We start from the raw sequence: 26,875 nt of genomic DNA, 5'->3' as shown, positions 1-26,875 counted from the left end.
GTATTGCTTAAGTTATCCGTCAATGCTCTTTGGGGGCTTCGCGCCCCCAGCCGCAAGGCAAACCTCCGCGGTGTTTTTCATAGTTATTGCACCCACAGAGATTTTGCACTTCTATTTGGAATTAGCAGGGGAGAATGTTTGCTGTCAAGCGTTCGTCTGTCTTCATCTGAATACGAATTGGAGGCATGAAGAGATGTGGTTTTTTGACAGATTTGGGATGAAAAGAGATGGGTAAGACTTCCGAGCTCGATTGAAAATTTTTGGTTTCAGATAGAGATAGGACACATTGCCAATAACCATAATATACGCGAGTTCGGGATAAGAAAAGCACTTAAAAAGTTGGTAATCTCGCTTATTATTTGTACCTTTATAGGTGAAAATCAACAAGTTACAAATAAAGACTAAGCGATGATTACCAAAGACAAAGTTACTGAAATATTCTGTATTATAGATGAATTTAACAGAAATTTGAATTCTGAACTCGAAAATAACCTTTTTCTACCTACTAATAACGGTAAAGGAAAAGGTTATAGAAACCGTAAAGGTCGTCTTTCTGAAAGCGAGATTATGACAATTCTTGTATGCTATCATTTCGGTACATACCGTAACTTCAAGGAGTATTACCTCAACTGCATTCGTGGACAACTCCAGCAGGAGTTTCCCGATGCTGTATCCTACAATCGTTTCGTGGAACTAATGCCACGTGTTTTCTTCAGGATGATGATGTTTATGAAGCTTTATGCCTTTGGCAAATGTACGGGAATAACATTTGTCGACAGTACCATGATACCTGTATGTCATAATGTAAGGCGTTATTTCAATAAGGTATTTGCAGGTTTCGCGAAGAATGGGAAAGGTACTATGGGTTGGTGTCACGGCTTCAAACTGCATCTGCTCTGTAATGACTCTGGCGAAGTTATAACCTTCTGTCTTACAGGGGCAAATGTTGATGACAGGGATGAACGTGTGTGGAGCGTATTTACAAAAGTATTGTATGGAAAAGTGTTCGCTGACAGAGGATATATCAAAAAGGAACTCTTTGAAACCTTGTTCGACCAAGGCATACATCTCGTACATGGTCTAAAAGCGAACATGAAGAACAAACTTATGCCTATGTGGGACAAAATCATGCTTAGAAAGAGATACATCATCGAATGTATCAACGAGTTGCTAAAGAACAAGGCTAATCTTGTACATTCACGGCACCGATCAATACATAATTTCATCATGAACTTATGTTCTGCTCTTACAGCCTATTGTTTCTTTGACAATAAGCCGGAGGCACTGCCAGTACACGTGGAGAAATCAAGGCAATTGGAACTTTTCTAAAGATTTTCTTATCCCGAACTCGCGTATAATATGGGAATGGTTACCAACAACCAATTATTATCAAGATATTTGCATTCAAGAACTCAATAAGCTGTGAAAAACTATCATTTTTGTATCGCCAATTAACATTTTACCGGATATTACTGACGGAAAATCAAGAAATAAAATAAAGTGTAAAAATAGAATGTCAATATGAGTATAATACTGTTAATGAATAGAAGAATAAGGGAGAGATAAGATAAAATACGTTAAATTGTTAATGTTTTTTGGTATAAACGCTTGTTTTTATCCTCATTTATTAGGATATTTGTAGCGCTTAGTGTAAAAAGTAACTAATTAAGTGTAATAGTTATGAATTACGTTATATGCACAGTTTTCCTAATATTTATTGAAGATTTTGGAATTAATTAAATGTATTATTATTCTATAAAACCTAAAACAAAATGAGATTAAAAAAGACAATCTTTCCTCTTTTACTTGGAGGAATTCTCCTTTCTGTACTTTCGTGTGCAAAAGAAGACGAATTTGAGTTGCCGACGTTGGTTCTTTCAGAAACCAGTGTAGCGTTTGACAGAGGTGCCGGTGAACGAAACATCAGTGTCAATACGAATCAAGAACATTGGACTGCTGCCTCGCCACAGGAAGGCGACTGGCTGACATTGATTCAGGATGGAGATGTGCTAAAACTGAAAGTAGCTGAAAACAAAATGGGTAACCAACGCATGGGGCACGTTATCGTGAATGCGAATGGTGCTACGGGAAAGATTGACGTTACTCAGAGTGCGGCGGATGTATCGCTCGAAGTCATGCCCGAGGTTGTCTATCTTCCTCAAACCGGAGGCGAGAAGGTGGTTGATATCTCAACCAATTCTGCTATCTATGACATCACTACCAGTGAGGGAGTTGATTGGTTGAAAATACATAAGTTTTCCGAAGAAATAAAATTGGTGGCAGAATGCAACAACACCGATCAGACACGCATGGTGAAACTTTATGCCAAGAGTGGCGACCAAATGCGTGAAATCGTTGTTTCACAGGCAGGTATTCAGCGTTATCTCCTTCCCATCAATCCGGGAATGCCACAGGATGTTCATAAGATTATGGACTATGAATTGGGACGTGGAAGCTATCTTCGCGAATATCAGCAAGCTATGCCGGGTTTCGGTATTGAAGAAACCTATACTTTCATCACTCCTTCCCCCATATTTACGTTAATGCAATATTGCAGCCCGGACGGTGTAACGTCATCGCAGATTATCAATATTGGTGATGGCATGGTTGCCGTAGATGCTGTCAAGGACAAGGCTTTTGAAAAATTCCTCACCAATAATGGCTATACACGCAGCAATTCGGAATCGGATAGAGAATACTTCAATGAAAAAGAACTTTTATCACTGAAGGTCTTTGTTTCTGAGAAACCGGGTGGAGAGGGCGTAAATCTTACTTATACACCTGTGATAAAACAAGTTAAAGAACTTAAGACTTTCGACAAATTACCTTACTATCCGTTCGAACTCTTGCAGGTTGCTAATGTAAAAGTGCCAGAAGTAGAGGCTTTTGAAAAGAAAGCCGGAAGCAAAGAAGAAGAACGTAGCTATAATGAATTCAAGAAGACTGAAGTTTCACAAATCCAATATATTCTTAATGCAAGCCAACAACCAGCCTATAGCCGCATTCATATTTTCTTCACTACCGGCGAAGATGGAAAGGCTGATGAGAAGCTCGGTAGTGTGCAGATTGGAGCCCTCCTGTTCAAGAACACCGACCTCGGTGTATGGAAATATGGAAAAAAATGGCTTGTTACAAATGAACTTAAGAAAAAGCTTGGCGAAGAAGGATTTTCATTCCTACGCACAACCAATAATACGCATTTCTTTGGACGTCAACGAGACCATTTGCTCATTGCAGTTACTTGTGTAGTCGATAACAATGTTCCGGTGCTTGCATTGCTCTACAATTACGATAATACCGTTTTTGGTGCTGGCAGTAAAGTTGTCAAGGCGCAAGACAAGATGATAAGCAATTTCAATAAAGCTAAGAAAATGCTAAAATTTTAGTCTATCACATTAAACTCTAATTTAGTATTATTCGATATGCAAATTAAACAATTATATCATTTGTTGCGCCTCTCCGCTTTTTGTTTGGTAATGGCAATGGTGGCGAATTGTGCAGACAGTGTTGATTTTGAACAACCACAACTTGATGTCTCCGAACAAGCTCTGACATTCAACACACAGGGAGAGGAGAAAACAATTATGGTGAATACAAACTGCAAGGAGTGGATTGCTACTTCTCCGAGGCAGTGGATACATTTGACTCCTAATGGCAACGAACTTATCGTGAAAGTTGATGCGAATGTTACCGGAATGGAACGAAACAGCTATATCCTTATCGACGGCGGCTTGGCAGTGAAAAAAATAACTGTCAGCCAAAGTGCTGACAATCAGTCTTTGGGTATTTCCGGAGGTGAAGTCGTATTGCCACAGGTGGGAGGCACTACATCGGTAAACGTGAATACTGGTGATATACCCTATGAGCTGATACAGGCAGAAAGTACGGACTGGTTGCAGATTGTCAAAAAGAAACATTCCTTGAAATTTATCTCAAAGCCTAATTATGACACAAAAGAGCGAACAGTCAAACTGAAAATTTCTATAGGAGGGAAAAATACTGACGTAGTCGTAAAGCAGCCGGGAGTATGCGCTTTTGTATTGGCATGTAATCCGGGTATACCTTTCAGCCTTTATAAAATGATGAATTTTGAGCATCAACGCGGCAGCCTCTTTGCCGAATATGGTCCTCCAGATCCTTCATTTAATTTATACGAAGAAACATACGTGTTTAGAACTCCCTCCCCTCTATTTAAAGAAGTCTTCTATGTGCATGACACGGAGACTTTCATGCCAACACGTATTTTTACACGCTCATTGGTAAAAGAAGGTGTAGATGCTGTGCGTTCTCAGGAGTTTCAAGACTTTGTCAAGGCGAATGGCTATGTCAGAGATACGAAAGACCCTAACCATTATATTAACGAACAGGAACTAATGACAATGGATGTGGATATTATGGAAAGCAACAATAGCGTTGTTCTTTTCTTCTGGCAAATGCACATTCAGGATCGTGACTATGAGACGTTTAAGAGCCTCGAGTTAGGTCCACTTCACTTGCTCAATAAAGCTGACAAAAAACTCAGTGCGATAGATAAATATGAAAAATCGCAGAACAGTAAAGAAATAGCTCGGCAAGTTTCCAAGAACAGAGAGATAGAGGCTGTAGCTTACAAGACCACCGATCCATTGCTGATAACGCGAACATACTTTTTGTTTACACGTGGCGGAGACTTCCCGGCACCGAAAGAAATGGTGGGAAGCGTGGAACAGTATAGTTTGAGTTACAGTAATCCAAATCTTGGAATTTGGAGACAAGGTAAGGAATGGTTCGTTACTCGTGAATTTGACAAACTACTTACTTCCAACAATTTTGAATTTATTGGATACAACGGTAAGCATCATGTTTATGCACGCCGTTCCGACTGTCTGACATTGGCTATTTCCGGTGATAAATTCGCTGATATAAATGCAGGACAGCCCGTCATGCAAATAAGCGTTCTTTACAAGCCGGATGTTTTTTCAGGGAGCAAAACTACCATGGTATCCAAAGTGGAAAGAATGCTCAAGAAAGAAAATCGAAGAAAACTACAATAAAAGAAATGAAAAAATCAATTATATATCTATGTACATGCGCTGTCGTGGGGATGATGTTTGCCACATCGTGTCAGGACAACTTCAATTTGGAAGCACCCAATTCCGGCACACGCAATGTTACGATTAACAAGGATATCTTTGCAGTAAAAGGCTGCATCAATATCAAATTAAGTCCGGGAGAGAACTATGAGCTGGCAAGTTCATCAGACGGGAAAGTGGAAATGCAGAGTGTACCCTCGGCAATGGCTTCCGCAATGAAATTCTCGGGAGCTTACAGGATGGAAAGAGTTTTCAAACCGGCAGGCAAATACGAGGCACGTACCGTTGCCGTAGGTCTTGATCGCTGGTACACCGTATATTTTGATGAGAGTAAAGACGTTGGGGCTGTTCTTCAACAATTCAACAAAGTTAAGGGAGTTGAGTATGTTGAGCGCATCCTACCCATCGCTCATCCCGAAGTAACAGTCAAGTCAGTGAGAAATATTGAAACCACAGCCAAGACAACCAGTGCTAAGGGGAAATTCAACGACCCGCTGCTGCCCCAGCAATGGCATTATTACAACGATGGTTCAGTGAGTGCTACCGCTGTTCCGGGGGCTGACTGTAACGTCAAGCCTGTATGGGAAAAATATACAACAGGAACAAAAAATGTAATCGTTGCCGTAGTCGATGGTGGTATAGACGTAACCCACGAAGACTTGGTGGGAAACCTCTATGTGAATGAACTGGAAAAAAACGGAAAGCCTAACTTCGATGACGATGGTAATGGTTTCATTGATGATGTTTACGGCTACAACTTTGTTGAGGGCGATAATGTCGTTGGTGGCACGATAGAGCCTGATGACGAATCACATGGTACGCACGTTGCGGGAACTATTGCTGCACGCAACAACAACGGTAAAGGAGTCGCTGGTATTGCTGGTGGCGATGGAACTCCAGGTAGTGGAGTAAGGGTCATGAGTTGCCAGATTTTCAGAAAAAAGAATGAGCAGGGCGATGCGGCAGCAGCTATTAAGTACGCCGCCGACAATGGTGCTGTCATCTGTCAGAACTCATGGGGCTATCCCTCAGCTTCCGAAGTCACAGAAATGCCTAAGCTTTTGCAGGAAGCCATCGATTATTTCATTAAATATGCCGGTTGTGACGAAACTGGAAAGCAGAGATCCGATTCACCAATGAAGGGAGGAGTGGTCATTTTCGCCGCCGGTAACGAGAATAAGGAGTTTTCGGCTTACCCTGCTTGCTACGCTCCGACGGTTTCTGTTTCAGCGATGGCATGGGACTTCAAGAGAGCCAGCTACAGTAATTATGGGAAATGGGTAACCATCATGGCTCCGGGAGGCGACCAGGAGACCTACGGAACAGAAGGAGGTGTTTTAAGTACCGTCTCTATGGCGAAGAATCCAAAGGGTTATGCATTTCTTCAAGGAACCTCAATGGCTTGCCCACACGTTTCAGGTATTGCTGCGCTTGTCGCATCTTATTTTGGAAAACAGGGATTTACCAATGATGATCTTAAATCGCGTCTTGTCTCTGCATACCGCCCATTCAACATCGATGAAATGAATCCGATGTACAAAGGAAAGTTGGGAAAGGGCTACATTGATGCTGAGGCTGCATTTGAATCTGACACCAAGATAGCCCCCGATAAGGTTGAGAAACTAAACCTTATCCCTGACTTCGTAGAAATCCGTGCAGAATGGAGCGTTGCTAAAGATGAGGATAAGACAGCCTCTTTCTACAGACTCTACATCAGTCCTAACGAACTCACGAAAGAGAATCTCAAGAACAAGACCTATCGAGAAATCAACGGTATTGGACATAAGCTGGGAGAGACACTGAAGTTCAACTTTGACAATCTACAGGACAACAAGGAATACCACATTGCCATTGTTGCCATCGACCGTTGGGGCAACATCTCGGAGCCTATCATTAAGAAGTGCAAGACAAAACTCAATCATACTCCTGAGGCAACGGGATTTCCCGAAGACGTTATCGAATTGAGCAACAACGAAAGAAAGACTTTCAGCTTCAACGTTGCTGATCCTGACGGACACAACTGGGATTTGAAGACTGCCGGCGATACAAAAGGCGTTTCATACACCATCAACAAATCAACGGTGAATATCACCATCGTCCCCGTTCTCGCAGCCGGCAACTATACTTGCAAGTTCATTATCTCCGACGATCTTGGTGCTAAATTGGAAAAGAATCTCAGATTCTGCATTTTCAAATATATGCCACCGAAACTCGAAAAGCCATTCGACAATTTTATTATCGGACTCGATGAGGGCGTTGTGAACATCCCATTGAAGGGGCATTATTCGGGCAGTGCCAACAAGGAACTGACCTACACGGTTAGTGCATCGAACAATAAGATTGCATCAGCCGGAATAACCAACAACAACATTCAAATCAAGGCTTTGGCAAAAGGCACGACCCGCATCAGCGTACTCGCTTCCGACGGTAGGCAAAACTCATCGGAAGGCTCGTTCCAGCTTCGTGTCGTTGAGAGAAAGTCCGCTCCGGTCTATGCCGTCTATCCCATTCCGGTGAAAAGAGATATCAACGCTCTACTCAACCCAGAGGTTAGCCAAGCAGAATTCATCATCTCATCAACCGTAGGTGAACGAGTGATGAAAGCCAATGTAAAACCCGACAGCAAGCATGTTGCCACACTGAATCTCGCCAGCTTGCGCTCCGGCACCTACAAGCTGACAGTGCATACAAACAAGGGTGATTTCAGCAAAATGTTCATTAAACGATAAATTCAACAGACATGAAATCAAAACACATGATAATCATAGCTTGCGCAGCACTTTTCGGTGCTACGCAAGCGAAAGCTCAAGGACAATCCCTACCGATTCTAACGGCAAATCCTGATTCCAAAACAGCGAGCATGGGCAATGTTTCGGTTGCAAGCGATGGAATGTACCTTTACAATACTCCATCGGCGTTCTTCAACACCGACAAAAGGTTTACAGCCGACGCCTCAGCCTCGTTGTATGAAAAAGAAGATGGTGCACAAGGATTATTCGGTTTGTACACAGCCACAATAGGTTACAAACTTTTTAAGCGGCACTCAGTATTTGGAGGTTTCAGGTATGCCGGCGGACTAAAATTCAACGGATACGACATGATGGGCGAACCAACCAAGGAATATAAACCTTATGATTGGACTATTGATTTGGGCTACTCTTACATGATAGGCAATGGGTTGGCTGCTTATGCTACCGGAGCTTTTATCTTCAGCCATCTTTCTAAGAATGCCTACGGTGGTGCTTTTTCGGTGGGACTATCCTACACTAAAGATAACCTCACAATGGCGAAAAGACCTGCCAACGTTATGATTGACGCCAAGGTGGAAGCTATAGGTCCTGACCTTGACTACGGTAATGGGCACAAAAGCTCAATGCCAACTCATGTTTCATTAGGAGGAAAAATGGAAGTTGATGTAACCGACATGCACAAAGTAGGTGCAGCGTTGGGCACACGCTATTTCTTCCGACCCACAGACGCCAAAGTTTTCATGTTGGGTGGCGGCGTTGAATACACCTACAACAACTTGTTGTCAGCAAGAGCAGGTTATGAGTATGGCGATCACAACCTCAGTCATTTCACAATGGGTGCGGGAGTCAAATACCATAACTTTCGCATCAATGGTGCTTATATGCTGAAAACTGCAGATGGTGGGAAAAGCTACTGCACCATTGGACTTGGATATGATTTCTAACAAAACAAATTATTCACAATCTAAAAATCAAATTATGAAAAAAGCATTATTCTCAATTTGTACATTGGCAATAAGTATTGCTGCCACAGCTCAGATTGTAACCGAGCCGGAAGGGAAGAAAATCGACAATATGTATCGCCATAGCGAATCTTGGGTGCGGGGATGGGTAAATTCAGAACCCGGTGTTTACGAAGGTTTGGTCTCGCAAATCATAGAGGGTACGGATGGATGTCTTTATGTTTACAACCCACTCTCAGGACTCGAAAGCAAATCTTGGATGAAACTTGACAAGACGGGAGAAGGAAAATACAAAGCTGTCTTCCCACAAAAATTCTATAAAGACAAGAGTGGTGGCGATGATGATTCGGAAAGAGGAACCGATAGAGTATTTACGCTCAATCGTTTGGTCAATAAAGGAGATAATCAATATGAGGTGGTTGCACCGGATAAGAACTACATCGAGTTTTCATGGGATGGCTCGAAGCTTCAAATGGAAGGTATGGGCACCAAACAAGAAATATTGGGCATGGTGGATAATTCCGGCGTTTGGGATAGATTCTATGGCGATTGGAATATTACCATCAACACGCTTGCATGCAAGTTGCTGACCCCTCCCACAACAGGTGTGAAGAAACAATATACGTTCACGTGCGCCGAAGAAAGTTCACCACGTGTTATTGATGCAATTGCAGAAGGAAACGACCTATACCTAAAGGGCATTTCAAAAAATCCAGCATTGGCAGACGCATGGGTAAAGATTACGTTAAATGGTAATAAGGCGACCTTGCTGACAAATCAGTATATGGGAACATCTACCAAGGGTGATTTTGGCAAGTATTCAGGCGACCTGATGAAATATCATATTTTTGCTGCTGCTTTCAAAGATGCAACAACGATGGCCGATAGAATTGATTTTTCAGTAGATACTGAAACGCAAAAGCTTACCACCGGCAATCTGCTTAAGATGTTTTTGGGTCTAAGCAGCGAAACTAATAATCCATCGGATGATTATGAGGTATTTGGAAACATGACATTGACTCCATTTGTTCAAAAAGCCGCAAAGCCGGAGACACCAAAACTGTTCTATTGCAATGCTACGCCGAGTTATGATTACTCAACAACAACTACTATATTGGCTTTCTATGTAAACAATGCGGATGTAAATGGCAACTACCTCAGCCCGGACAAAATGTATTACAATGTTTATGTCAACGACAGTAAAGAGCCCTTTAAGTTTATAAAGAGCGAGTACTTCTACATTGACGATGATATGACAAACATTCCTTTCAACTACCAAGACAAAAAGAATGATGACATCAAGTCGGATGGCAATCTACGCATCCTGCACTTCTATGATCCGGACATCACCAAACTCTCACTGGTTATGGTCTATGATGATGGAGAAAATGTATTTAAGAGTGAGCCATTAGTTGTGCAACCAACCTCTGCCGGCATCGAAAGCGCAAAGTCGGACGAGCCTTGCAAGATGGAAGTTTACTCTGTTAACGGATATAAATTGAAGAAACTTCAAAAGGGATTGAACATCATAAAATATTCTGATGGAACAATGAAGAAAATATACGTTAAATGATTTTTAACCACTATAAAACAATAATGAGAGTGTACTTTCCGCCTACGAAATAATGACTTAATTGCAAAGATGGAAAGTTAATTGAAAGGCTGGATTCCAAGCGAGGAGTTCAGCCTTTAACTTTAACCCCAAATTGGTCATTAGAAAATGCCAAGAAGCTTTTTCCAATGACCAATTTGGACTAAATAATTTTGTTAGCCCTCACGCAAGATTGCATCAAACCATGAGACTTTACGTGTTTGGTTCTAATGCCGAATGGCACACATTCCTTTATGTCTTCAATTCGTATTCAGGTGATGACAACGCTTGATGGCGAACATTCGACCCGACCGGCACCATGAAATTATATGACAAAAACAGATGTTAAAACGAACTTTGTAATCAATTGATAATCAGCGTGATATTGATTATAATTTAAAAGGTCTGCTTTTGCACCCCGATTCATGACCTTTTGCATTGCAAAAGCTTACCTTTTGGAAAGCAAAAGCTAAGCTTTTGATAGATGAATGAAGAAAATTCAGGACATTATTAAACATTTCTTATATCGCCGGGAAGGATTTTTACATTTTCAACGACCCGGTAAAATAGGGGATTGGCTGAAATTCCATAAATAAAGAAAGGATGTGTCAAAACTAAAACTACATCTTATCGTCCGGTCAGTTTCACAAAAATTCCATCTGAAAAAGTATTTGCAGACAGAGGATTGATTTTGGAACGTTGCTTTGCAGAAGTCTTGCTATGTGGAAACATTTTGTTCTTCATTCATATTTTGTAACGAATTGCAATTAAACGATACTGAAAAGCTGCTTATTTTGCAAGTTTAAATGCAAAATAAGCAGCTTTTTGTCCATCTTGGTGCTTTAATCCGAAAAATTGAAAGTGATGTTTAGTGGATGGTGATGATGTATTCGCTCATGAAACTCGCGCCGGGCTGCAGATGGTTCATAAGATGACGCTCTCTGAATTCTCCTTTATAGCCCACAGCGTCCGCGATACCATACCATGGTTCTATGCAAATAAAGGGTGCGCACTTGCCATGTGGTGTCCAAATGCCTACTGCGGGAGTATTGAACTGCAATGACACCTCCGGCGCACCTTTCCGATTGAGTAGTTGAATATCGCTCAACTGGCTGTGTTCAAAAATCAGCGCATCGTCTTTGAAAGTGTTTTCATCAAATTCCAATATTCCCTCATCTGTTTCAAACTCCGTGTAACCTTTCAGTCGGTTTCCTTCCGGCGAGAGTTTTGTGCGCAGGAGTTTTTCAGCATTGAGTTTTAGGTATCCTTTGACAGGCTCTCCCTCTTTCACATCGGGGAGATTGAATGCCGGATGCCCACCTATTTGGAAGTGTATCTCCTTATTATCAACGTTTTGCACGTGCCACACCACATGAATTCTGTTTCTTTCCAGCTTGTAACTAACGCCCAAAATAAAGTGGAAGGGATAGATTTTATAAGTGGCTTCCGTATCGTGCATGCTAAATAACAGTCTGTTGGCATCTTTCTTGATTAGCTTAAACTCGGTGTCTCTCGCGAAGCCGTGCCTTTTGGAATGATATTCCTCTCCATCAATGCAGAAAGTATCTTGCCATAGCTTTCCCACCAATGGGAAGAGGATGGGTGAATGGCGATTCCAAAATTTGGGATGAGCCTGCCACAGATATTCCTTACCATTCTCATTTTTGATGCTTGTCAGCTCCGCGCCCAATTCCGATACGCGAATTGTCAGAAAGTCGTTTGCTATTTGTTCCATGATTTTGTATGAATGGGTTATGCGGTATATTAATATGGTGCCATGTTTCATGTGCAAATTTAAGAATAAAATTCCATAGTTCTCCTCTCTTTTTACTTGTTTTTTACCCTTATTTCTGTAAACAAAAGCGAAAAGAGGTAACAAATTGAAAGAAAAACGCGAAGAAGACTCATTTTTTAGGGTTAAAAAATTGGGTATATCATTTTTTAACTGTATTTTTGCATCGCCTTATTAATAGAAAGACATTCTATTTAATCCGTATTACAAACAAAAAGCGGTGGGGTTTCAAATCTCATCCACCTTAAAGAATAATAACTTTTAACCGTACAAAAAATGAATAACAATGTAAAAATTGGTAGCCTTCTCTCTGCCGAAAAAGTGAGTATGGGTCTCTCGCAACTCGGTTCTATATTGGCTACGAAGAAATTTTGGGTTGAATTGGTCATCATGACCGTAGGTATGTTCGTTGCAGCCCTTGGCGTTTATTTCTTCTTAATCCCCAGCAAGCTGATTATAGGCTCCATCACCGGTCTTTCTCTTGTGCTTGCCAAGTTGCTGCCTTTTATCTCTGTGGGCTCGATAATCTTCGTGATTAATGCCATATTGCTCATCCTCTCTTTCGTCTTGATTGGCAATGAGTTTGGTGCTAAGACAGTTTACACTGCGCTTATTCTTGGTCCGATGATTGATTTCATTGGCTCCATATTCCCAATGAGCGAGTCGATATTCGCGGTGCATGTGGCAGGGCAGACCATTGCCAATCCATGGTTCGACTTGCTCTGCTTTGTTGTGATATTAAGTGCCTCGCAAAGTATATTGTTCAGCATTAACGCTTCTACCGGCGGATTGGACATCTTAGGGAAGATTATCAACAAATACACTGGCGTGAGTTTAGGAACATCCGTCAGCGTGGGTGGTGCGCTCATCTGCTGCACGGCTTTCGCAATCAACGATGTGGATCTTGTGGTTATCGGTCTGATTGGAACATGGCTCAACGGTATCATCATTAATCATTTTATGACCGGCATGAGCGGCAAACGGCGCGTGTTTATTATCTCCAAAGATTATGAGAAGATTATGAGTTATGTAATCAATGAAATCAAACGCGGCGTTACCATGCATGAAATCATTGGCGGTTTCAGCCATGAGAAGTCAATGCAGCTGGAAATTATCCTCACCGGCGACGACCTTCAGAAGCTGATGGCATACTTGGGCGATGAACGCATCGAGTCGTTTGTTACCACCGACACGGTGAATGAGGTATATGGGCTTTGGAACAGAAGATCAAAACGACATTAATATAGAAAAACTTGAATTCCACAGGGCAAGTCTTGCTCTGTGGAATTATTATGTCTCATAGAAAAACAACATGAATTTAAGAACTATTTTTGCACTATTGATTATGGGTGGCATCACCGCATCGGCTCAAGAAACCAAGCCTTTGAGTCTTGATGTTGAGGCACGCGGCGATTATCAGCACACCACCATTGACGGCACCAAAGACAAGGACAACAGTGGTTTTAAGGGTAATATCGTTGATTTCGTATTAAAAGGCGATATCACTCCAAAGTTTTCATACGCTTATCGTCAGCGACTGAATGGCATCAATAAAGATTATTCATTCTTCGATGCTACCGATTGGCTGTTCCTGAAATACAAACCCACCAAGAACCTCTCGCTGATAACGGGTAAATACATCGTTCTTGTGTCCGGATGGGAACTTTATCCGGCTCCTATCGATTGCTATTTCCTTTCAGAATTTTGTTATAACTTCCCCTGTTATCAATGGGGACTGGCGGGAGAGTTCGTTACCAACAGTGGCAACGATACCTTTGTTGGGCAGGTTTGCCAAAGTCCGTATCAGAAAAACTACAAGAACATGACCGGACACAGTGCCGATATGTATGCTTACAATCTGCAATGGATGGGCGTTCATGGATTTTATGAATCAAACTGGTCGATAAACTTGTTGGAATATGCTCCCAACAAATTTATTAACTATATTGCTTTGGGCAACCGGTTTCGGCTTGGCAGCAATGTTCAGATAGAGCTGGACTACATGAATCGAGCTTCCTCTCATCAAGCGTTCTTTGGTAAAGATTGTTCCGTTGTGGGACAGGTGTCTTATCAGCCAACGGAGAAAGTGAATGTATTTGCGAAGGCAAGCTATGAGGTCAATCATTCCGGTACCGATGCTGACGTTGCAGTTCAGGACGGTACTGAGCTGACACGCGTGGGGGCAGGATTTGAATATTTCCCATTGAAAGACAAGAACATCCGGGTACACGGATATTATAGTTATGCTTTTGGAAAAAACACCAATCCACAAGCGGTTGTTCACGATAAGGAGTCGCAGGTGAACGTTGGTGTAACTTGGCGAGTAAAGGTTCTCTAACATTAAATATGACGAAGAAGGGAAGTGCTTGTGAGAGTACTTCCCTTTGCTTTTAAATTGTAAGCATTTTTGTTTTTAAGGCCTGTATAAGGATGATAAGAAGAAGCTTTTTTATGCTTATACCCATGTTCCAACAGCTCTTTGTTTCAATTTAACAGGTAGCCCTGTTATCATTTTTTCACACCCTTATTCTATCTTTTTTTGTCTTGAAAGTTAAACGTATTAAGTTTGTTATCAACAAGTTGTAATCCTATTGCTAAATCTTGTCAGCATTTTTTCTTTATTCCTGTATCATAAAAAAAGATGGCAAGAAGCGTTTTTTCTTCAACTTATTCCTTTAATTCTTTTACTTTTTCATCTTTCTGTCGTATCTTTGCACTTGGGTAGCTCATACCCTCACAAGGAATCGTGATTTCATTCCTTGGGATGATGAAAGAACAGCATTAGGATAATTAAAAATAACAGTTATGGTAAAAAATCAACCGAAGACAATAATCCGCGAGATTAAGAACTTTTTGTTTATAGCCATCGCCATATCCATAGCGAGTTTTGGTTGGTGTGCGTTTATCTTGCCCCACAAAATACCAATTGGTGGTATCGCGGGTTTTTCATCTGTTGTGTTTTGGGGAGTAAATATCCCCGTACAATACACTTATTTCACGCTTAACATTGCCTTGTTGCTGATTGCGTTGAAGATTTTGGGATGGAAATTCTGCGTCAGAACCATCTTTGCCGTTGTGGTTTTCACGATTCAGACATCCATCTTTCAAGCATTATTGAAAGACACCACACTATTTTCCAACCAGCCTTTCCTCGCCTGTGTGATAGGGGGTGCACTGTTGGGAATAGGGACAGGCATCGCATTGCAATACAATGCCAGTACGGGAGGTTCTGACGTGATTGCGGCAATGATAAATAAGCACCATGATGTATCATTGGGGAAGGTCATCTTGGCCTGCGACTTGATTATCATCACTTCCGGTTATGTGGTTCTAAAGAACTGGGAGAATATCATTTATGGTTATATCACGCTGTTTGTCATGACCTCCGTAGTGGATTACGTAATCAATGGTATGCGTGGTTCCGTCCAATTCTTCGTTGTGTCAGAGAAATGGCAGGAAATAGGCAATGCCATCAATAATGACGTGCAACGCGGATGTACGCTGATTGATGCCCGGGGCTTTTATACAGGCAAGGAAATGGGCATGCTGTTCATTCTTGCACGTCGCACGGAAACACGAGAAATCTTCCAAGTCATTGATGAAATCGACCCTGAAGCATTTATCTCTCAGAGTTCCGTCAATGGCGTATATGGCATAGGTTTTGACCGGATGAAAGTAGGGAAGCGCAAAAAACTTTCGGTCAAAGAGGCGTAAGTTCGTGGAAAGTCGTAACTTTGCAACATGAACTATGATGAGATAAAAGGGAAAAAGATTGCCGTATTGTTGTCCGGGGGTGTAGATAGCTCGGTTGTCGTTTATGAGTTGGCTCGTATGGGGTTAGCTCCTGATTGTTTCTACATAAAAATCGGTCCGGAGGAAAAGGAGGAATGGGATTGCAATTCCGAAGAAGACTTCGAGATGGCGACTGCCGTTGCTCGTCGTTATGGGTGCAAACTTGAAGTAATTGACTGCCATCGGGAATATTGGGATAAAGTAACGAAATACACGATGGAAAAGGTGAAAGCCGGGTTTACACCCAACCCTGATGTGATGTGCAATCGATTGATAAAGTTTGGAGCCTTCGACGAGAAGCGAGGATATGATTACGACCTTATTGCAACGGGACATTACGCGCAAACCAAATGGATTTGCGGAAAGAAATGGCTCTGTACTGCTCCCGATCCCGTGAAAGACCAGACTGATTTTCTCGCACAGATATACGATTGGCAACTGCGCAAAGCCATCTTTCCCATCGGTCATTACGTTAAGAACGAAGTACGTGAAATTGCCGAACGGGAAAACCTTATCACGGCACATCGCAAAGATTCGCAAGGAATCTGCTTCTTGGGAAATATCGACTACAACGAGTATGTACGTCGATATTTGGGAGAACAAAAAGGCGATGTCGTGGAGTTGGAAACCGGCAAGAAGATTGGAGAACACAAAGGATTGTGGTTTCACACCATCGGACAACGCAAAGGCTTGGGATTTGGTGGAGGTCCGTGGTTCGTAGTCAAGAAAGATGTCGCCAACAACTTGCTCTTTGTAAGTCATGGCTATGATCCGGAAACAGCATATAAAAAAGATTTTAAGGTGCACGACTTGCATTGGCTGACGGAAGCCCCTCAGCCTCAAGATGCATCCGAGAGTTTTATTCCTGTTACTTTCAAGATTCGCCATACACCGGAGTTCCACAAAGGAAGTTTGGAACTGATGAGCGAAACAACATCCGCCTCATTTCCAACCGCGTTGATTCATTCAGACGACAAGATTCACGGAGTGGCACCGGGACAGTTCTGTGTCATCTATGACGAAGCACACGAACGTTGTTTCGGTTCTGCGGAGATTACACTTTAATCTTCAAGACTATATGCAAACAAAAAGGTTGGCTTTCGCGCGTTGGAACCAACCTTTTTAATGCCGGAACTAAGCGCAACAAGGCGCATGGTCATGGTCGGTCGGTAGATAGAGAAACGTCCTAAAGCAACCGGTAAGCAGATGAGGCAACTCAACCTTTTTGAAAGCGAAAATGATTTCGGAAAATATCGCTACGGTTGTTTCGTCAAAAATCTTCAATTCTCTGTCGCTTTCCAAAAGGTAAGCTTTTGCATTGCAAAAGGTCATATCACCACACCGAATATTGTTTGTAAAACTTTCTGTTTTACTATTTTAAAAGATTTATACACCATTTAGTCCTGTTTTTTTTAGCTTTATTTTAACCTCTTACGCTCCCAACGAATGGGACTCAAGCATAGGCTACGACCCATTTTGGAACTGGAGAGTGGAAGTAATGACCCCATGGCCTATATGCTCACCTTAGTTTTGATGGATGTAGTACTTTCCGGAACGCATTTTTCTATCCAAGGACTTGCCGTCAACCTACTTGAACAATTTTTGTTAGGGGGAGCCATCGGCTATTGTGCAGGACGCATAACTGTTTGGTTAATCAATCATATTAACTTGCCCAATACAGCTCTCTACCCTGTGCTTCTCCTATGTATGGTTTTTATTACGTTCACGCTTACGGATGTCGTGCACGGCAACGGCTATCTTGCTGTTTACATTGCGGGACTCGTAGTGGGAAACAGTCGTTTATCCTACCGTCGCGAGATGGCAACTTTTCTTGACGGACTCACATGGCTACTTCAGATTGTACTCTTTCTGACACTTGGACTGCTCGTCAATCCATCGGAAATGGCTGGGGTGAGCTTAATGGCACTCGCCATTGGCTTGTTTATTATGTTCGTTTCCCGCCCTATAAGCGTGATAATTTGTCTTTTACCTTATCCAAAGATTCCTTGGCGTGCCAAAACCTTTCTGTCTTGGGTTGGACTTCGTGGTGCCGTACCGATTATTTTTGCCACTTATCCTCTTATCAACAACATAGAAGGTGCCGACATCATCTTCAATATAGTGTTCTTCATCACCCTCATCTCGCTTCTCGTACAGGGAACAACCATTTCCTTTATTGCACGCAAGCTCAATTTGGATTTGCCAGAGGAGAAAACCGGCAATGAGTTTGGTGTGGAAATACCGGAAGAATTAGGTTCTCAGCTAAAGGAAGTCATCCTTACGGATGAGATGCTTGAAAATGGCAACTTGCTTTCAGAGATGAATATTCCTAAAAATACACTCGTAATGATGGTGAAGCGTGGCAAGTCAATCATCGTACCCAATGGAAAACTTAAAATGGAGAAGGGCGATATTCTTCTCTGTCTCTCCGGAGGAAGATAAAGCTGTTGATATGGGCACAAAACAGCAACGTGAGGGAGACCTCGGGAGGAATGGAAATGTTCCTCTTGAGGAACGCGTACCTTCCATGGGTGGAATGTGGATGTTCCATTGGTGGAATGTGGACGTTCCATGAGTGGAATATAAGCGTTACGCGGCAAGCGAATAACACTTATCACCGACGAAGCGAAAAACGACCGGAGGAAAACTCCAATCGCAGGCAATTGGGAAATTAACTGAATTTCCCTGTATATGTCAATGTTCCATCTGCCCTTGTTTGGGTTGGGACATCATCTATATTGATAATTGATATTTTGCCGAATATTTTTCGATGGGGCTTTGACGGACGAGGCAAGTGTCGATAATGGGGCGGATAACCTACGAGCGAACCATCGCCCAATTCAGTTGTAAACTCTCGTGCGACCCCAAGTTATGGAACGCTCGTGAGAGCAGGCTAAATGGTAAGAGCCGTGAGGCGGTGGCAACGAATGGCAAGTTGGAACGCTTGCTACTCTCGGTACAATCTTCTTATCAAAACCTTTGCGACCGTGGTGTTACGTTTACAGCATCGGACATCAAGGAGCTGTTTCAAGGAAGTATGCAAACTCAAACCACATTTTTGGAACGATACGACCGAATGGTCAAGGAAATGGAGCAAAAGGTGGGTGTTGAAATAAAGGCAACTACTTTGAACGGTTACTACACTACTCGAAAGCACCTGCAAGCCTTTATTTGTGAGAAGTACCACACGACAGATATTCCATTCGGTCAGATTGAAGAAGATTTCTTAGAATGCTTGCAACATTACTCTGTCGGAAAGTTGGGACATTCGCAAGGTCATTATCGTAAGATGGCTTTGGCGGTGAAGAAAGTCTGCCGATTGGCATATCGTGAGGGCTTGACAGAGCGACAACTATTCGCTCACATAGAAATAGAACGAGGAGAGAACAAACAACCTCGTGCGTTGGACAGAGCTTCATTGGATAAGTTGCAAGCCTTGACTTTTGAACCGTATGAAATAGAGTTGGAAACAGCTCGTAATCTCTTTCTCTTTTCCTGCTTTACGGGCGTAGCCTATTGTGATATGGTTGCCCTTAATCGAGAACACCTTTTTATGGACGATGAGGGGGCGTTGTGGCTGAAGTTCCGCAGACAAAAGACCGAGAACCTTTGTCGAGTAAAACTCTTGCCTGAAGCGGTGCACTTGATAGAGCGTTATCAATCTGACGAACGTGCCACACTCTTTGCTCCCATTGCTTATTCAGCTTACCTCATTCAGCTCAAAGCCCTGCAACTTCGAGCTGGAATCTCTATTCCCCTTTCGGCACACGTCGGAAGGCATACATTTGCTACTTTGATTACTTTGGAACGAGGTGTTCCCATCGAAACGGTTAGCCGAATGTTGGGACACAGCAACATCCAAACGACCGAACGGTACGCCCACGTTACTCCCAAGAAACTCTTTGATGAGTTCGAGCGATTTCTTTCTTTCACCGAAAACCTAACCTTAATCTTGTAAGACTTATGCGTAGCACATTCAAAATTCTATTCTACATCAATAAAAATAAGACCAAAGCGGACGGTACAACGGCAATCCTTTGTCGCATCACCATTGATGGAGCAAACGCGGTGATAACCACAGGCGAAAGCATTGTTCCTCATAGTTGGAGCGTGAAGCGAGGGGAGACTGCGGACAAGAAAATCAATCAACGCCTGCAAACCTTTCGGGAAGAAATCGAACAAGGTTACAATACTTTGCTCTACAAATATGGTGCGGTGAGTGCCGAGTTGCTGAAGAACTACTTACAAGGCATCGGACGAAATCCAATGACACTTCTTGCCCTTAGTACAGAGGAACTCAAAGCCCAAAGAGAAAGCAAGAGTGAGGGAACGTGTTGCAACAATAGAAATTCTGATAAGCAGCTCAATTCCTTTGTGAGAAGTCGTGGTGAGGAGGATATTCCTCTAACGGCTATTTCCATAGAGTTTTTTGATGATTACCGCTTCTATTTGAAGAAGGAGTGCTATGCTCCTGCAACGATAAACAGGCATTTGTGCTGGTTAAGTCGGTTGATGTGTCGAGCCGTCAGTCAAGGGACAATACGCTTTAATCCTTTCGAGCAGATGAAGTATGAAGTGGTGGAGAACAAACCTCGTTTCCTAAGCAAGGGAGAAGTGGCTAAGCTCTTGACATTTCCATTACAAGATGAGGGAGCGGAACTAAGTCGAAGGATGTTTCTTTTCTCCGTCTTTACTGGATTGGCATTTGCGGACTTGAAGAGTTTGAGAGCTTCGCAAATCGAAACGAATAGCGAAGGGAAGCGGTATATCCGCAAAGCAAGACAGAAAACAGAAGTAGAGAGCCTGATACCATTGCATCCGATAGCGGAGCAGATTCTTTCACGCTACACCAAGGAGAAACACAAAGGAGACTACAAGATATTCCCTGATACAATGAGCAAAGGTAAACTATCCACACACCTCAAAACCGTGGGCTTAGCGTGTGGCATTCGCACTCCGCTAACTTGGCATGTAGCAAGGCATAGTTTCGGTACGCTGACTTTGGAGGCAGGTATTCCAATGGAGAGCATCGCCAAGATGTTGGGACATTCGTCTATTGCCAGCACTCAGATTTATGCGCAGGTAACAGACAAGAAAATTTCGGAAGATATGGACAGACTGTTTGCAAAGCAATCGGCAAAGAAAAAAGAAAATGAAGAAAGAGAGGGGGAAAATTCCAGAGATTATAACAACTAATAAAATGGAAGAACGGCATGAGGTCTAAAAAATAAACCAAAGGCTTTGAATGAGATCGGTTGCAATATTTTAGTCGTTCTCAATAGAAAAGGAAACATCTTTATAACGGAGAGAGCTTACGAAGTTCTTCGGTAAAACGAGGAATAAAATAACCTCAACCACAGACTGCAAACGACAATAAAATCATCCTATTTGCATCCTGATGAATACTTACAGGGGGAGGAGGATGTCATCATAAACGGGCGATTCAAAGGTTATGGTCTGCTCTATCCACTTCCAATCATGATTGCCCTATTCTTTCATAGCAAATTGCAATTTTCCTTAAAATCACGACATTGCAAAGGGGATCACCCACGTTATTTAAACGTATTGGCTACTTCTTTTTTCTCTTGATAAATTTTGTCATATACTTAATTATAAGGACTCCAAAAATGAATCCACAAGCTATTTCAGCTGCATCTATAATATCCACAATTGTATTATTATATTGATGAACGTATACAGAAAAAATCTCACTGTACAAGAAAAGAAATGATATTGATTTAAAACATCACTTCTTTTCTTTTTATTCTTATTTTAGAAATTTCTCTTCCAGCAAAGAGAACTATTAATAGTTAAATCCGCAGACTTTTTTAAGCTTTCCTTAATAGAGTTTGATACGCCTGAGTGTTCAATTATACGATTCAAGTCTCTTGAATAATTTACAATTTGATTATCAGACAAAGTTGAGCATTTCTCGTATAAGGTAACATTGAAATCCTTATATAACTTAACCTCTGAATCTGACAAGTTGCAATTGAATTTTAGGAATTCACATTGCTCTTTTACGAAATTCTTGTCCGTCGGATTCATCTCGTACTTCTTTGAGATTTCACAAAGTTGTCTTATCTGATTGATGACTCCTGATTTTATCAAAGGATTATCCAATGATGGGTCATATTGTCCTATTTCATGACAATAACTGACGATATCATCATACATTAGTTCATAATTAACTGATCCTAATTGGTCAATATACCTTGAACGATCATTCCCAATTTTAACCATCATTTGATTGTGATAATAACCAATAGAGTCTTTATCAGAAATTATACTCACAAATTCAAACTTTTCATCAACATCTGTTGCAGCTCTAGTAGAGATTTTAGAGCACAGCCATCCAGCTGCACCAGAAGCCAAAGATGTACAAATGTAAGGTCCCACTTTGCGACCAATAAGATGACCAGCTATTGCTCCCCACGGACCTGCCGCAGAGCCAATCGCACTGCCAGCCCAAGCTCCAATCCTTCCTCCAGCAGCGTATCCTGCTGCATCAGCAAGGCCCACTGCAGCATTCGATGTAAATGCTCCACGCGTGCTAACTGATGGATACTGGGCATTCAAATCACTAATAGAACTTAGAAGGTTTTCTACAGCAATCTGATCCTGAGAAGACAGGTTTTCAATTTGAGTAACGGGCTTAGGTTCTACTTCATCATAGCGAACGTCAGAACTACATGATGCAATACCTAACACCAAACTGCATGCAAATAGGTATGCAGTGACCTTAGCATTGATTAGTTGTTTAATTAATCTCATAGCTTTTTGTGAATTAAAGATTGTTTTTATTAATTATCAATAGCATCGTAATTTGTCATGGATTTTACTGCTCCTGCGAAATTCTTGTTGTTTAGGTAGAAACAATAATTTTTATTTACAAAAATACTGATAACAAACTAAGATTGCAATACCTAAAAGTTGGTATTTTTAATATCAAATATACCATGTTTTAATGACCAGTATGAAACCTTACTTCTCGGACAGTTTATTATCGTAATAGTTTTCTTGCAGCAGTCGGTTAATGTCGGAGAGACGGTAGAGTATTTTTCCTGCGATTTGGGTATATGGTATAATCCCCTTATCCCGATAATCCTGCAATGTGCGAGGGCTGAGGAAAAGCCGTTCACAGACCTCTCGCCCCGTGAGGTAGATTTCGCCACCGAATAGAGGACGATGCGTTTGGGCAATCTCCCGAAGGCGTTTGCTCACTTCTCTGATGCCTGAGATGAGTTGTTTCATCTCGGGCGTTTCTTTGTTGATGGTCTCGTACTCCATAGCTGTGGTTATTTTCGGTTGGACTTGGCAAGGAGTGCTTCCACATCCTCACGTTTGTAATAGCACTTATGCCCGATTTGGATAAAGGGTAACACGGACGTGTCCCGATAGTGCTGGAGCGTTCGCTTGCTGATGTTCAGTATTCGGCACACATCCCCGTTGTGCAACAGATCGGGGACTTCGGGTTTCGTGCCGAACTCTACTCTCATACAAAGAGCCAGCTCTTCGATGCTCTTTTTCAGCTCCTCCCAAGCGGAGGTGTCGATGGCTGTAAATCTCATATCAATATCGTTTTAAATTGTTGTTTTTTCTCTTTTTGATGCAAATATACGCAGTCGAAATCCTTATTTTCTTGACTGATGAAATCAAGGGAGACAGCAGGAACTCGCAGGCAAAAGTACAAGCGTAATTCTTTCACTTCAACCACTTTTAACCAAATGGGTACTTGTGGCTTCGATACGGTATAAAATGGCTCTCTTACCAATGGGAAGATACTTCTCTTTTGTTTCTAGTGAAGAATGATGTAGACATTAGCAATTCGGCGAAGTCGCTTGCAAAACCGTTCTCCTCTCTGTTCTCTTCTTTTGAGCATTTTCGTTCCGATTTCTCCTGTTTATTCCACCCTTTTTTGGAGCTTTTTTCTGTACCCCGAAGCAACAACCTCGCAATCCTTGGTAATGTGTGTTCGGCTCTCTAACTTGGTTTCAGCATCCGTTTTCGGATGAAAGTTCAAAATCAAGCAAACAGAAGAAGTACGAACAATGAAAGGAAACAAGCTAAGCAGAAATACCATAGAAACTTTTTTCTTTCACTGTGAAAGGATATATACAGTGAAAGAAAAAAGCAGAGAATGGCTTTCTGCTTTTTACCTGCTGGCAAGTGCTACAAGGCTCGTCCTCCGTGAACTGACAGCCTTTTCTCTTTCACTGTTTATAACTAAATTTATTCATTCAAGAATTAGCAAATCAATTTATGAAATCAAGATATTATGACCTACAATATATCAAAGCGATACCGATAGCAGACTATCTGCACGCCTGCGATATCAAACCTGCCAAGCGTTACAACGGCTATACCCTCTATCACGCTCCCTACCGAGAAGACCCGAATGCCAGCCTGAAAGTGGATTTTCGGCAAAACCTGTGGCACGACTACGGCACAAGTCAGGGCGGAAGCATCATCGACCTTGTGATGAAGATGCGTGGATGCAGTGCCTACGAAGCAATAGCGCATCTTGCCGAAGGGAAAGCAACAACCCTCGCCCCTATCTCCATCACGTTCGCTATGAAGTAGGAGGAAGAGAATACTCCGCCATCGGCTTTCCCAATCGTGCAGGAGGGTATGAGCTTCGGGACGACAAGACATTCAAAGGCACAATCGCTCCGAAGGATATTTCCGTGATTGCAGGACAAGCGAACAACGCCTCTCATTGTCTCTTCGAGGGCTTTATCGACTTCCTTTCTCTTCTCACAATGAAAGGGAAAGAAACCGCCCCTTGCCTTGTACTGAACTCAGTCAGTAATCTTTCACGAGCCATTGCCTATCTTCACGAGAACGACATTGACTCCGTTCGGGCTTTCTTTGACAACGACCCAGCAGGACGACAAACCCTCCAATCTTTACAATCAGCAGGTATCAACGTGGAAGATATGAGCCGACACTATTCCCGATATAAAGACCTCAACGACTATCACGTCGCCCAAAGAACAGAACTAAAGCAGGTGATACCACCTCGCAAACGAGGACTTAGACGATAAGGCAAAAGAAAGCAAATAACATTATTCTATCATCAGGCATTCAAAGATGCAGGAAATAAAATGTATGCGAATAAACGGCTTTGTTTCGATAGCTACGGCAGTTCCTCAGAACAGCAAGTTTGCAGAGCCAAACTTAGAAACAAAGCGTGCAGGCATTCACAAAATGCAACGTAACAAGCAAGAAGGACGAGCAGGGCGGAGCGGACATTTCGAGAAATGCCATAGCTTATTAGGGTATTTTCTTCACGCTGCACTTCGTTATCGCTAAAAATACCCTCCTGAGCCAAGGGACTCTGCCCCTTTGGATATCCCTAAATCAATTTTCAAACAATGGGCTACGCCGTATTACATGTAGACAAGGCGAGAAGCAACGACTCGGGAAATACCGCTCATATAGCGCGGACATATACCCCGAGTAACGTCGATTCTTCTCGCACACACTTGAACAGGGAATTGGTGCAATTCCCTGCAAATGTAACCAACCGTAGCGAAGCGATAGAACATCGCATCGCCACAGCCGGTATCTACCGAAAGGTAGCAAAGAACCAAGCCAAAGCCCTGCGCTTTATTCTGTCGAGTTCACCGGAGGATATGTCTCGCATAGAGCAGGAAGGACGCCTGTACGAGTGGTGTGATGAATCGATGGATTGGCTTCGCTCCACTTTCGGGGCGGACAACGTGGTCGCTGCTACGCTGCACGCAGATGAGGAAACGCCACATATTCACGCCACAGTCGTCCCGATTGTCACGGGGGAAAGAAGAAAAGCCAAAGAGGAAGCTGAGAATGGGAAGCGGAAGTATAAGACGAAGAAGAACAAGGTACGGCTTTGTGCCGATGATGTGCTTACGCCCAAGAAACTGGAACAGTATCAGACGGACTATGCCAAGCGAGTACAACGGTTCGGGTTAGAACGGGGCATACACGGCTCGGAAGCCAAGCACCGTACCACGATGGAGTATTACAAGGAAATTCTCAAATCGACAAAAGAGAAGGAAGCTCAAAAGGCAGAACTCACTGCCAAGATAAAAGAGTTGGAGAAGCAGGCAGGCAAACTCCGAATGAAAGGTACGTTTTATTCTATATTTGGCAACTCTGAACTCGACAAGGCAGAAAAACGCATCGCAGACTTGGAACAGGAAGCCGAACGGCAACAGTATCTTTCGGAAAAGGAGAAAAACGAAATCCGAAAGGAAGTCGTTCTCTTGCAGGACACGGTCAAGGGAAGGGACAGAGCCATTGCCGAATTGGAAGAAACCGTACAGGTTTATGAGGGAGAGCGGAATTGGATAAAACGCTTCTTCAATGGTTTCTACCAACTCTTGAATATCCGTCTGATGCTCCGAAAGATGGATTTCTCTGACGATAGAATTGCAGAAATGTATCGCACGGAAGCTCCCCAGCGAGGTACGGCAAAAACCTATTCGGGCCTGTACAGGAGAGAGTTCACGGAAAAGGATACCGAAATCCGTATTATCAAAGATGAAAAGAAGCGACCACTCCTTACCATCAACGGGCTTCCCATTACCGATTGGTGCGAACAGAAATGGAAACAGCTTATCAATCGTAATCGCTCGCAGCGGTTGTAAATGAAAACCGAGAAGCTCTTTTTTCTTTTATCGGTGTATTTCTATCCCAACAAAACTTTTCGAGAAGAAAATCACGAAAAAACGCTTACTTTTCCTCGCAAATGTGTATCTTTGCAAATGGTAAAAGTGAGCGTTCTTTGGCTATTCAAAACAATGTACCTTAAAGCACTCTGCTCATTTCTAAATCGTTACCCATACATTTATTCTAAAATGGTAACACTCTATTCTTCAACAAGATAGTTTACAAACAAAAAATCCCATGGGTGGAATATAAGCGTTACG

At 42.4% G+C, this 26,875-nt stretch carries 18 protein-coding genes and 3 pseudogenes; 17 read left to right on the top strand and 4 right to left on the bottom strand.

What is annotated here, in order from left to right; translation table 11 throughout:
- Positions 1-408: 408 nt before the first annotated feature.
- The 6 genes from E0E16_RS06510 to E0E16_RS06485 all read left to right on the top strand — a co-directional run bounded on the left by E0E16_RS06510 (position 409) and on the right by E0E16_RS06485 (position 10,357).
- Positions 409-1,329 carry an IS982 family transposase gene (locus tag E0E16_RS06510; protein WP_130829134.1) on the top strand — a complete coding sequence of 307 codons (921 nt, stop codon included), beginning with the start codon at positions 409-411 and terminating at the stop codon, positions 1,327-1,329.
- A 443-nt stretch (positions 1,330-1,772) separates the two neighbouring features.
- A complete protein-coding gene (locus E0E16_RS06505) occupies positions 1,773-3,386 on the top strand; it encodes a BACON domain-containing protein (protein ID WP_130829617.1) in 1,614 nt (537 codons plus the stop codon).
- A gap of 36 nt (positions 3,387-3,422) precedes the next feature.
- Positions 3,423-5,033: a BACON domain-containing protein gene (locus tag E0E16_RS06500; RefSeq protein WP_165444200.1), complete on the top strand. Its 1,611-nt coding sequence runs from the start codon at positions 3,423-3,425 to the stop codon at positions 5,031-5,033.
- Between the two features lie 5 nt (positions 5,034-5,038).
- Positions 5,039-7,801 (top strand): S8 family serine peptidase, encoded by a 2,763-nt coding sequence (locus E0E16_RS06495; RefSeq protein WP_130829616.1) that lies wholly within the window; start codon positions 5,039-5,041, stop codon positions 7,799-7,801.
- An 11-nt stretch (positions 7,802-7,812) separates the two neighbouring features.
- Complete coding sequence (locus tag E0E16_RS06490) at positions 7,813-8,766, top strand: PorV/PorQ family protein (protein WP_130829615.1); 954 nt, start codon at positions 7,813-7,815, stop codon at positions 8,764-8,766.
- A 34-nt stretch (positions 8,767-8,800) separates the two neighbouring features.
- Positions 8,801-10,357 (top strand): hypothetical protein, encoded by a 1,557-nt coding sequence (locus E0E16_RS06485; RefSeq protein WP_130829614.1) that lies wholly within the window; start codon positions 8,801-8,803, stop codon positions 10,355-10,357.
- Positions 10,358-11,243: 886 nt separating this feature from the next.
- Here the strand turns inward: E0E16_RS06485 and E0E16_RS06480 are convergent.
- A complete protein-coding gene (locus E0E16_RS06480; protein WP_130829613.1) occupies positions 11,244-12,110 on the bottom strand; it encodes an aldose 1-epimerase family protein in 867 nt (288 codons plus the stop codon).
- A 384-nt stretch (positions 12,111-12,494) separates the two neighbouring features.
- Between E0E16_RS06480 and E0E16_RS06475 the strand changes: the two genes are divergently transcribed.
- From E0E16_RS06475 to E0E16_RS06440, 8 genes and pseudogenes are all read left to right on the top strand, one after another.
- Positions 12,495-13,409: a YitT family protein gene (locus E0E16_RS06475; RefSeq protein ID WP_376744084.1), complete on the top strand. Its 915-nt coding sequence runs from the start codon at positions 12,495-12,497 to the stop codon at positions 13,407-13,409.
- A gap of 70 nt (positions 13,410-13,479) precedes the next feature.
- Positions 13,480-14,505: a porin gene (locus E0E16_RS06470; protein ID WP_130829611.1), complete on the top strand. Its 1,026-nt coding sequence runs from the start codon at positions 13,480-13,482 to the stop codon at positions 14,503-14,505.
- Positions 14,506-14,972: 467 nt separating this feature from the next.
- Complete coding sequence (locus E0E16_RS06465) at positions 14,973-15,881, top strand: YitT family protein (RefSeq protein ID WP_130829610.1); 909 nt, start codon at positions 14,973-14,975, stop codon at positions 15,879-15,881.
- 27 nt (positions 15,882-15,908) lie between these two features.
- Positions 15,909-17,024, top strand: a complete 1,116-nt coding sequence (mnmA, locus tag E0E16_RS06460; protein ID WP_130829609.1) for a tRNA 2-thiouridine(34) synthase MnmA — start codon at positions 15,909-15,911, stop codon at positions 17,022-17,024.
- A 357-nt stretch (positions 17,025-17,381) separates the two neighbouring features.
- Positions 17,382-18,401 (top strand): annotated as a pseudogene (locus E0E16_RS06455) (potassium/proton antiporter); the annotation flags it as partial.
- Positions 18,402-18,411: 10 nt separating this feature from the next.
- Positions 18,412-18,534: a hypothetical protein gene (locus tag E0E16_RS14310; protein WP_255418123.1), complete on the top strand. Its 123-nt coding sequence runs from the start codon at positions 18,412-18,414 to the stop codon at positions 18,532-18,534.
- A gap of 216 nt (positions 18,535-18,750) precedes the next feature.
- Positions 18,751-19,917: pseudogene (locus tag E0E16_RS06445) on the top strand (site-specific integrase); the annotation flags it as partial.
- A 5-nt stretch (positions 19,918-19,922) separates the two neighbouring features.
- Positions 19,923-21,155 (top strand): site-specific integrase, encoded by a 1,233-nt coding sequence (locus tag E0E16_RS06440; RefSeq protein ID WP_130829605.1) that lies wholly within the window; start codon positions 19,923-19,925, stop codon positions 21,153-21,155.
- Between the two features lie 576 nt (positions 21,156-21,731).
- Here E0E16_RS06440 and E0E16_RS06435 read toward each other — a convergent pair.
- The 3 genes from E0E16_RS06435 to E0E16_RS06425 all read right to left on the bottom strand — a co-directional run bounded on the left by E0E16_RS06435 (position 21,732) and on the right by E0E16_RS06425 (position 23,530).
- Positions 21,732-22,733, bottom strand: coding sequence for a hypothetical protein (locus E0E16_RS06435; RefSeq protein ID WP_130829604.1), 1,002 nt, complete (start codon positions 22,731-22,733; stop codon positions 21,732-21,734).
- Between the two features lie 210 nt (positions 22,734-22,943).
- Positions 22,944-23,249, bottom strand: a complete 306-nt coding sequence (locus E0E16_RS06430; RefSeq protein ID WP_130829603.1) for a helix-turn-helix domain-containing protein — start codon at positions 23,247-23,249, stop codon at positions 22,944-22,946.
- 8 nt (positions 23,250-23,257) lie between these two features.
- Positions 23,258-23,530: a helix-turn-helix domain-containing protein gene (locus tag E0E16_RS06425; protein ID WP_130829602.1), complete on the bottom strand. Its 273-nt coding sequence runs from the start codon at positions 23,528-23,530 to the stop codon at positions 23,258-23,260.
- 691 nt (positions 23,531-24,221) lie between these two features.
- Between E0E16_RS06425 and E0E16_RS06420 the strand changes: the two are divergent.
- The 3 genes and pseudogenes from E0E16_RS06420 (at position 24,222) to mobV (ending at position 26,593) form a co-directional block, all read left to right on the top strand.
- Positions 24,222-25,006: pseudogene (locus E0E16_RS06420) on the top strand (toprim domain-containing protein).
- Between the two features lie 46 nt (positions 25,007-25,052).
- Entirely contained in the window at positions 25,053-25,274 is a 222-nt protein-coding gene (locus E0E16_RS06415; protein WP_240048174.1) for a hypothetical protein, read from the top strand.
- Between the two features lie 62 nt (positions 25,275-25,336).
- Positions 25,337-26,593 carry a MobV family relaxase gene (gene mobV, locus E0E16_RS06410; protein ID WP_130829601.1) on the top strand — a complete coding sequence of 419 codons (1,257 nt, stop codon included), beginning with the start codon at positions 25,337-25,339 and terminating at the stop codon, positions 26,591-26,593.
- The last annotated feature ends 282 nt before the right edge of the window (positions 26,594-26,875 follow it).

This window comes from Prevotella rectalis, assembly GCF_900607215.1.
In the GTDB taxonomy this organism is placed as follows: domain Bacteria; phylum Bacteroidota; class Bacteroidia; order Bacteroidales; family Bacteroidaceae; genus Prevotella; species Prevotella brunnea.
Note: the sequence above shows the minus strand (reverse complement) of the source record. Positions and strands in the feature narration are given on the sequence as shown.